The following is a 9,725-nucleotide window of genomic DNA, read 5'->3' as shown; positions in this document are numbered from 1 at the left end:
CCACCTCACGATGGACACCCTTGCCGTAAGCTAATGGTTGGCGATTACATACCCCCATAACGGACTTGCACCGTCTAGTTTATCACCATGCATGGCGCACAACAAGAAAGCCTGCTCAGATATTGAACAGGCTTAAAAAATATTTTATTTATGAATTTAATTATCCGCCAAAACCTCTAACTACAACGGCACCGCCTGGTCTGCCGTTTCCATTACCTCTAAAACGTTTCATCATGTTTTCCATTTTAACTTTATACTCAGCCTCGGTAATTGGAGTTGCTTTTTTAGGAGCAGTTACATCTTTAATGCTTACATTTCTGTATTCAATGCTTTTAGCAATAGTACTAGTTCCTCTACCCTCTATCGCTAAAACAGTTCCTTCTGTCCACAGGTTAGGGTTTGGAGAGAAATCAAAACCTAAATCGTTTGTATACCAAATATGAGTTTCTTCTGTCACATCTTTATCCATATCTAAAATTTTCATAGACCTGGTAGATTTTACAATAGCCTCGTGGCAAGTTAGGCCAGCAATTTGCTTAGTAGCATCAGTTTTAACAACTTCAATTTTTGGAGGAACAACTGGTTTTGGCTTAGTTGTATCATTTGGGTTATTTCTACCCATTCCACCGCCAAAACCCAAACCAGCACTTGTATTTAATTTTAAGCTGCTTTGCATTACATATGTTGTATCGCTAAGGTCAAAAACCTCAACTAATTTTTTATCTGCAAAAGTGTAATAATATTCTCTGTTACCACCAGCACCACCAAATCCTCTCATCATACGTCCCATTCCTCCGCCGCCGCCAGCTCCATTACTATCTTCTGTTTCTTCTACAGGCATGTAGCTTGCATTGGTTGCATTAAATAATAGTTCAAAGTTCGATTTACTTGATGATGGCATTCTTGCAGCCATTTGCTCAGGAATTTTAACACCACTTGCAGCCATCATAGCAGCCGGATCGATAGTAGTTTCAAATTGTATTGCTCCTGAAGTTTTCTTTTGCGCATTTGCTACCGATGCAATAGATAAAACTCCAAATAAAGCGAAAATTATTTTTTTCATCTTATTTATATTTAATTTTTTAAAGGTGATGAAGCTATCATGGTTTTATTTTAAAATTAGTTTTACTAAACCATTATGGTTTCATTGTTTTATGTTTTGTTTCTTTTAGATGGGTAAACCTTAAAAAGGTTTAACAAAGGTATTTTAGATTTAACGTAAAGCGTGTTAAAAAGTGTTAAATCATTAATAATCAGAAGTAATATATTTGTTAATATTCTGTACTTTCTAACCAGCCGTTACATAAAACATCGGCAATGTGCATTGTTTTAATTGGCAGGTTATTTTTATCGATGTAACCTTGAAGATGTAATAGACACGATAAATCTGTAGAAATGATGTAATCGGCATTTTGATCCAAAGCATGGTTAACTTTTTGTTCGGCCATTGCAGATGAAATTGCATCGAATTTAACCGCGAAAGTTCCCCCAAAACCACAGCACATATCTGTATCGGCCATTTCGAGCATTTCTAAACCATGTACTTTTGATAAAAGCTGGCGAGGTTCATCTTTGATTTTACATTCGCGTAGAGCACTGCAAGAATCGTGATAAACAGCTTTGCCCTCTAATTCAGCTCCGAAATAATCTTTCTTAGCCACATTGATTAAAAAATCGGAAAGTTCCCAAATATTAGATTGTAAACTTCGGCATTTATTGTGAACGATTGTATTAGTGAATAAATCGTTGTAACCACTTTTTATCATGCCCACGCAAGATGCTGATGGCGCTACAACATAAGTATTTTCGGTAAAATCATTTAAGAACTTTGTACCAACTTCTTTTGCCTCATCCCAATAACCAGCGTTATATGCAGGCTGACCACAACAGGTTTGCTTTGAGTTGTATTCTACTTTACAGCCCGATTTTTCTAATAATCTTAAGGTATTAAAAGCGGTTTCAGGATATAATTGATCTACAAAACAGGGAACAAACAATTCTACTTTCATCTATTATAATTACAATTCGAGCTACAAACTTACAATTTTACCAATTCTTTGTTCTCGATTTTTCTCAAGATTACCAAAAAGATTAATCCAACTATAAAAAATGATGCCAAAGCGATAATTGAATAACGAATATTTCCGGTTAAATCTTCTATGTATGCAAAACTGAATAAACCAATTACAATGGCTAATTTCTCGGTAACATCGTAAAAACTGAAGAAAGATGTTGTATCTGGTGTGTTCGATGGTAAGTATTTAGAATAAGTTGAACGAGATAATGATTGAATTCCCCCCATAATTAAACCTACAATTGCAGCTAAGGAATAAAATTGATACTCATTTGTGATATAATAACCATAGATGCAGCAACCAATCCAAACCACTACAACTGTTATTAAGATGTTTACATTCCCTAATTTTTTAGATAAATAAGACATAAGCATTGCACCTGGAATAGCTACCAACTGAATAATTAGGATAACGGCTATCAATTTTGCAGTACCTAATTTCAATGTCTTCTCTGCAAAACCAGCTGCAGCAAGCATAATGGTTTGTACCCCCATTGAATAGAAAAAGAAAGAAATTAAAAATCCTTTTAGCTTTTTGATTTGCTTTAACTGATTCCAAACTTTGGTTAATTCACTAAAACCATCTTTTATTATATTGGTTTTGACTTTATCTGTTTGCGGTTTCCCGTTGGGAAGAACTGAAAATGGAATTTGTGAAAATGCAATCCACCAGATACCTACTAATAAAAATGATAATCTTGGCGGGAAAGATGCATCAACAATACCAAACCATTCTGGCTTTAGTACAAATAAGAAACAAATTAACTGAAGCAGTACAGAACCAATATATCCGTAAGAAAAACCCTGCGCACTAACCCGATCCTGATGTTCTTCGGTTGCAATTTCAGGTAAATAAGAATTACTGAATAAAACACCTCCAATGTATCCCATTGCTGCTATGGAAAAGAAGATTATGCTCATTTCGAGCGTATCTAACTTGAAAAAATAAAGAGCCATACACGCTAAACCACCTATGTAGGTAAAAAACTTCATAAATGATTTCTTATTGCCCCTCCTATCTGCAATTGAGGATAGAATTGGTAAAGTCAAAGCCATAATTAAATAAGCAAAAGATAAGGCATAATTAGAAAGAGACGTATTTACGAATGTTTTTCCGAAAAAAGTAACCTTATCGCCATGTTCTTTGGTTGTGGTAATGATGGTGTAATATGCAGGGAAAATTGTAGAGGTAATTACTAAGTTATAGGCAGAGTTAGCCCAATCGAAGAAAGCCCAGGAACGGATGGTTTTCTTATTATTTTTTTCTATCATTTGTATTTTACAGAGTGTTTTAAAGTTAAGTACCCTTTAACCAAATAAACAGTTAAACGATTACTTTTTTCACAGCTAAAGATAATACTTCTTTCCATCAGTTTTAATCTTGCCAGCATCTAATAATTCTCTGATTGCATCGATACGCTCATTTTCAGTGCCGTTTTTAATACTTGTTACTAAATCATCTAAACTCAAGGGTTGCTGCTGAAGTAAGGAAATAATTTCAAAATCGATTTCATCGTTGCCATGACTTTTAAGCTCTGCTCGTTTTTCTGCTAAGCAAACATCGCAAACGCCACATTTAGAAGCGTTGTGTTCATCAAAATATGATAATAATTGAATACTTCTACACACATTTGTTGATGCATAAGCAATTACCGCATTAACTTGTTTAAGCAGAATTTCTTTACGCAATTCGAGGTATTTTACATCCAAATCAAAATGATCCATATCTATACGTCGCCGTACATATTGCAATTGTGGTTGGTCGGTTTGTTGGAGATAAGTTAATAATTCTATTGACTGCAATTTATTTAGCAGAGCGATGATTTCTTTGAAAGATTGCCCCGTTTTCTTAGCTAAATCTGCCTCATTAATTTTAACAAAACCATCAAAAGCACCTCCATGAGAACGTAAAATGGTTTTAATAATGCTGTCGTAAGCTCTGTTTTCAATTTGAAAACGGTAAATATCTTCATGGCTGGCAATAAACATCATCCGCGACGGAAGAAAAACACTTTCTGACAGCGTAATATAACCATCGTGTTCTAAAAATTTTAAGGCAGAAATCGTTTTTAATACGCTAATATTAAAACGCTTACAAAAATCAGCTATATCAAATGTAAAGGTCAAACCCTCTCCAGCTCCAAAAGCCAATTGGAAGTAGTTTCCGAGGTAATGATAAACTTTTCTAATTTCTTCCGGCGATGGAAAGCTATCGATATAACGAGATTCAAGACTTGAAATATCAGACCGATTAGCCAATAGAACGGCGTAACTCCGTTTTTCGTCACGTCCGGCTCTACCTGCTTCCTGATAATAAGCTTCTAAACTTTCGGGTAAATCTAAATGTACAACGGTTCTAACATCAGCCTTATCAATACCCATCCCGAATGCATTTGTGGCAACCATAATGCGAATTTTGTTCAATTTCCAATCTTCTTGTTTTTGAAAACGAACATCGCGTTCTAAACCTGCATGGTAAAAATCGGCTTTTATATGGTTGCGGTTTAAGAAATTAGAAACCTCTGCAGTTTCCCTTCTGTTTCGAACATAAACCAAGCCAGTTCCTTTCACATTTTTACAAATTTCTATTAGTTTTTTATACTTATCTTCCTTATTAAAAACTACATAGCTTAAATTATCTCTCGCAAAACTTTTAACAAAAATCTGCGGGTTGGTCATCTCCAGCTTATCTACAATATCTCTTCGAACAAATTCGGTTGCGGTTGCTGTAAGTGCTAAGACAGGCACATCAGGATGAATTTCCCTTAGCTTTGCTATTTGCTGGTAAGGCGGACGAAAATCATAACCCCATTGCGAAATACAATGTGCTTCATCAACAGCGATTAAGTTAACATTCATGTAAGAAATCCGTACCCGAACTAAATCGGATAACAATCTTTCGGGAGATAAATACAGGAATTTAATTTTGCCGTAAATGCAGTTATCTAACAGGATATCAATTTCACGCTTACCCATCCCTGCGTAAATGGCTATCGCCTCAATTCCTTTCGATTTAAGATTTTCTACCTGGTCTTTCATCAAGGCAATTAAGGGAGAAACGACTATGCAAATTCCATCTTTTACCAAAGCGGGAACCTGAAAACAAACAGATTTACCTCCGCCAGTTGGCAAAAGTGCCAAGCTATCTTTTCCCTCCAAAACCGAGTTGATAATATCTTGCTGTAACGGTCGGAAAGCTGGGTAACCCCAATATTTTTGTAAAATCTCTATTGCTGTCATAAATCAGGCGTACCAAAACTATAAAATTTATGTGGAACCAAACATAATAAGTATGATGAATAATAAAACAATTTGCTTAAAATTATCGTAATGCGTAACTTTACAGCTATCAAACCAAATGTATGATAAAGACAATTGCCCATAAAGGATTGAAAACTTATTGGACTAAAGGTGATGAAAGTAAGATAAGACCTGATATGTTGCCTAAAATCAGATTCATACTAGACTTAATAAATGACGCTAATTTTGTACCGAAAGACTTTGAGCCATTTAGAAATTTGAGAATCCACCCGCTGAAAGGTGATTTAAAAAATTACTGGAGCTTAGATGTTACAGGAAATTATAGGATAATTTTTCGTTTTGAAAATGGAAATGCATACGATTTAAGTTTGGAAGATACACATTAAAAATTTTGTTTTAAATACAAAAAAAATGGAAAGAGGAATAAAAGAAAATACACATCCAGGAGAAATTTTAAGAGAAGAGATAATCAAAGTAAATAATTTAACGGTTATTAAAGCCGCTGAGCTATTAAAGGTTACACGACCAACGCTATCTAATATTTTAAACTGCAAAGCTTCAATCACCCCGAATATGGCTATTAGAATAGAAAAGGTTTTTGGTGGCAATGCAAGCTTATGGCTCAGATTACAAACAAGTTATGATTTAAGAAAAGCAGAAATGGAATTTGCGAATAGTTCTATTGATTTACACAAATTTCGTTTCGTTTAGAACAGAAACAATTTGTAAAGTTAAAATCCACTCAAAAAATCTTAATAATTCAGATAAATACAATATATCAAATGAAAAAACTCTACTTTCTATCTGCACTCTCACTTCTTTTTTTCGCTACAAATGCCCAGGAGAAAAAATGGGATGTAGAAAAATTCATGGGAACAACCAAAAACTTCACTTTAAATACAGATGAGGGAACATGGATGAATCTGGATGTGAGTCCTGATGGGCAGGAAATTGTTTTTGATTTATTAGGTGATATTTATGTGATGCCAATTTCTGGTGGTCAGGCAAAATTAATTAGTGGAGGCATTGCCTACGATGTACAGCCAAGATTTAGTCCAAATGGGAAGTATATTTCTTACACAAGCGATAAAAGCGGTGGCGATAATATCTGGATTATGGGTCGCGATGGCTCGAATAAAAAGCAAGTTACCAAAGAGTCGTTCAGACTTTTAAATAATGCAACTTGGATGCCTAATAGCGAATATGTTGTGGCTCGTAAACACTTTACCGCCAGCCGCTCGTTAGGTGCAGGTGAAATGTGGATGTACAATATAAACGGTGGTGATGGTGTACAATTAACAAAACGTAAAAACGACCAGCAAGATGCCGGTGAACCCAATGTTTCACCCGATGGAAAATACGTTTACTTTAGTGAAGATGTAACGCCGGGCCCGAATTTCGAATACAGTAAAGATCCAAATGGAACCATTTATGCTATCCGTCAACTAGATCTAACAACCGGAAAATTAACTACTTTAATTAACGAGCAAGGTGGTGCTTGCCGTCCGCAGGTTTCGCCAGATGGCAATTTAATTGCTTTTGTAAAACGTGTTCGTTTAAAATCTACGCTTTATGTTCAAAATATTAAAACAGGCGAAGAATGGCCAGTTAACGAAGATTTATCTCATGACCAGCAAGAAACCTGGGCTATTTTTGGTGTTTACCCAAATTTTGCCTGGACACCCGATAGCAAAAGTTTAGTGTTTTATGCAAAAGGAAAAATCAGGAAAACTGAGATTGTCACATTAATTAACTCTACTATTCCATTTCAGGCCAATACGGTTCAAACTGTTCAGCAAGCTTTACATTTCGAACAGCAAGTATTCAACAATGAATTCTCCGCTAAAATGTTGCGACAATTAACTACATCACCAGATGGCAAAACAATCGTTTTTAATGCTGCTGGCTATCTTTACAAGCAAGAATTACCAAATGGAACCACAGAGCGTTTAACAAATGGATTAGATTTTGAATTCGAGCCAGCATTTAGTCCAGACGGGAAATTTGTAGTTTACACCACGTGGAGCGACGAACTTCGCGGAGCAATAAAAAGAACCGATTTAAAATCAGGCAAAACGATAACATTAAGTGATGAAAAAGGGTTTTATTATTCACCACAATATTCTACCAAAGGCGATAAAATCGTTTTCAGAAAAGGAAGTGGAAATGATGTTTTAGGCTACAATTATGGTCGTGGAACAGGAATTTTTACGATGGCTGCAAATGGTGGAGCAAAAACATTGATTTCAGAAAATGGAATTCGCCCACAGTTTAATAATAGCGATACCAGGATTTACTTCCAAAGTTATGCAGATGGCAAAAAGGCATTAAAAAGTATTGATTTGAATGGAGCGAATGAAAGAACACACTTTACTTCGCAATATGCAAATCAGTTCGTAATCAGTCCTGATAATAAGTGGGTGGCCTTTAATGAACTTTTTAATGTTTATATCACACCAATGATTAATGTTGGTGTTGCACAAGATGCCTCAGCTGGAAACAAATCGATTCCTGTTGCAAAAGTAACAACAGATGGTGGTACATATATTCAATGGAGTGCCGATAGTAAAAATCTTCACTGGACATTAGGACCAAAATATTTTACTATTGATGTAAATAGCGCCTTTAATTTTGATGGCAGCACACCAAAAACTCAGGCGACTTCAATTGATGTTAATCTGGTTTTAAAATCGGATGCACCAACTGGAATTCTGGCGTTAAAAGGTGCGAGAATTATCTCGATGAAAGGTGATGAAGTAATTGAAAATGGAACTATTTTAACTGATGGGAATAAAATTACTGCAATAGGCAAAGCTGATGCAGTGATTATTCCTGCAAATGCAAAAGTGATTGATGTGAACGGCAAAACCATTATGCCAGGTATTGTGGATGTGCATGCACATTTACGAACAAGCCCTGATGGAATTTCGCCGCAAAGCGATTGGAGCTATATGGCTAACCTGGCTTTTGGAGTAACCACTTCTCACGATCCATCGAGTAATACAGAGATGGTTTTTAGTCAGAGCGAAATGCTTAAAGCAGGTAGAATGATTGGGCCAAGAGTTTACTCAACAGGCAGTATTTTATATGGTGCAGATGGCGATTTTAAGGTTGTAATTAATAGTTTGGATGATGCTTTGGCAAATCTTAAAAGATTACAGGCGGTTGGTGCATTTTCTGTAAAATCTTATAATCAACCTCGTAGAGAGCAACGCCAACAAATTTTAGAGGCAGCTCGTCAACTGAAAATGGAAGTTGTGCCAGAAGGAGGTTCAACGTTTTTTCATAACATGAATATGATTGTTGATGGCCATACCGGAATTGAGCATAGCATCCCGGTTTTACCAGTTTATAAAGATGTAACTACACTTTGGAACAATACGGAAGTGGCTTACACCCCTACTTTGATCGTTGCTTATGGCGGACAATGGGGCGAAAATTACTGGTATGATAGAACAAACGTTTGGGAAAATGAAAAGTTAATGACTTACACTCCTCGCTCGATTATAGATTCGAGAGCTAGACGCAGGACAACTTCTGAATATAGCGATTACAATCACATTGATATAGCCAAAGTAGCTAAACAAATTGCAGATGGTGGAACAAAGGTAAACTTAGGCGCTCACGGTCAAATTCAGGGTTTAGGTGCCCATTGGGAATTGTGGATGTTCGTTCAGGGCGGTTTTACACCACTACAAGCAATTAGAAACGCTACTTTAAATGGTGCAAGCTATTTGGGTATGAATAAAGAAATTGGTTCGTTAGAAGTTGGAAAGTTAGCTGATATGGTTATTATGGATGCTAATCCACTTGATGATATTCGCAACTCGGAAAAGATTAAATATGTGATGATTAATGGTCGCTTGTACGATAGCGCAACTATGAATGAAATTGGAACAAGAGAGAAACTTCGTGGTAAATTATGGTTTGAAAATGCCAGAGGAAATGGTTACATCGTTCCAAACGGGGAATCAGAAACCTGGACATACACCGTTCCGCATTGTGATTAGTCATTTACCATATAAGGAATATAAGAACAAATAAGGTTAAGATTAGGCCTTAATAGCAAGAAAGATGCTGAAATAAATTCAGCATGACGATGCAATTTATATTATTGCCCGAATTTAAAATACAGCCACAGATTCGCAGATTATATAGCAAATAGATTAGAAATCTGCGAATCTTTGGCAAAATTATACAAGCAAGAATAGCCTAACGTTGTTTTAACCTCACCCGATTAAAGTTTGTACTTTGGCAAATGGTAGCACTGTCCCTCTCCTTTAAGAGCTAATCCTTACACACATTTATCATTAAATAAATAAGATGTAACACACTGAATATCAACCATATACGGATTATTTTTCGTATTTTTAACCATGTTAAATCATTG

General features: G+C 35.8%; 7 protein-coding genes. 3 read left to right on the top strand and 4 right to left on the bottom strand.

Annotated elements, in window-relative coordinates; all coding sequences use genetic code 11:
• Nucleotides 1-160 precede the first annotated feature (160 nt).
• The 4 genes from ACFOUY_RS09590 to ACFOUY_RS09575 all read right to left on the bottom strand — a co-directional run bounded on the left by ACFOUY_RS09590 (nucleotide 161) and on the right by ACFOUY_RS09575 (nucleotide 5,314).
• Nucleotides 161-1,063 (bottom strand): hypothetical protein, encoded by a 903-nt coding sequence (locus tag ACFOUY_RS09590; protein ID WP_378960290.1) that lies wholly within the window; start codon nucleotides 1,061-1,063, stop codon nucleotides 161-163.
• A gap of 208 nt (nucleotides 1,064-1,271) precedes the next feature.
• Entirely contained in the window at nucleotides 1,272-2,009 is a 738-nt protein-coding gene (locus ACFOUY_RS09585) for a (Fe-S)-binding protein (protein WP_378960289.1), read from the bottom strand.
• Nucleotides 2,010-2,038: 29 nt separating this feature from the next.
• Complete coding sequence (locus tag ACFOUY_RS09580) at nucleotides 2,039-3,346, bottom strand: MFS transporter (protein WP_378960288.1); 1,308 nt, start codon at nucleotides 3,344-3,346, stop codon at nucleotides 2,039-2,041.
• Nucleotides 3,347-3,421: 75 nt separating this feature from the next.
• Nucleotides 3,422-5,314: a RecQ family ATP-dependent DNA helicase gene (locus tag ACFOUY_RS09575; RefSeq protein ID WP_378960287.1), complete on the bottom strand. Its 1,893-nt coding sequence runs from the start codon at nucleotides 5,312-5,314 to the stop codon at nucleotides 3,422-3,424.
• A 122-nt stretch (nucleotides 5,315-5,436) separates the two neighbouring features.
• On the opposite strand from ACFOUY_RS09575, the gene ACFOUY_RS09570 reads away from it, so the two are divergent.
• From ACFOUY_RS09570 to ACFOUY_RS09560, 3 genes are all read left to right on the top strand, one after another.
• Nucleotides 5,437-5,721: a type II toxin-antitoxin system RelE/ParE family toxin gene (locus tag ACFOUY_RS09570; protein WP_378960286.1), complete on the top strand. Its 285-nt coding sequence runs from the start codon at nucleotides 5,437-5,439 to the stop codon at nucleotides 5,719-5,721.
• A gap of 25 nt (nucleotides 5,722-5,746) precedes the next feature.
• Entirely contained in the window at nucleotides 5,747-6,046 is a 300-nt protein-coding gene (locus tag ACFOUY_RS09565; protein ID WP_378960285.1) for a HigA family addiction module antitoxin, read from the top strand.
• A gap of 71 nt (nucleotides 6,047-6,117) precedes the next feature.
• Entirely contained in the window at nucleotides 6,118-9,345 is a 3,228-nt protein-coding gene (locus ACFOUY_RS09560) for an amidohydrolase family protein (protein ID WP_378960284.1), read from the top strand.
• Nucleotides 9,346-9,725 lie beyond the last annotated feature (380 nt).

Origin of the sequence: Pedobacter jamesrossensis (genome assembly GCF_042650905.1) — a bacterium.
Lineage (GTDB): Bacteria > Bacteroidota > Bacteroidia > Sphingobacteriales > Sphingobacteriaceae > Pedobacter > Pedobacter jamesrossensis.
The sequence above is the reverse complement of the archived record's forward strand: the minus strand, read 5'-3'. Positions and strand labels throughout refer to the sequence as shown.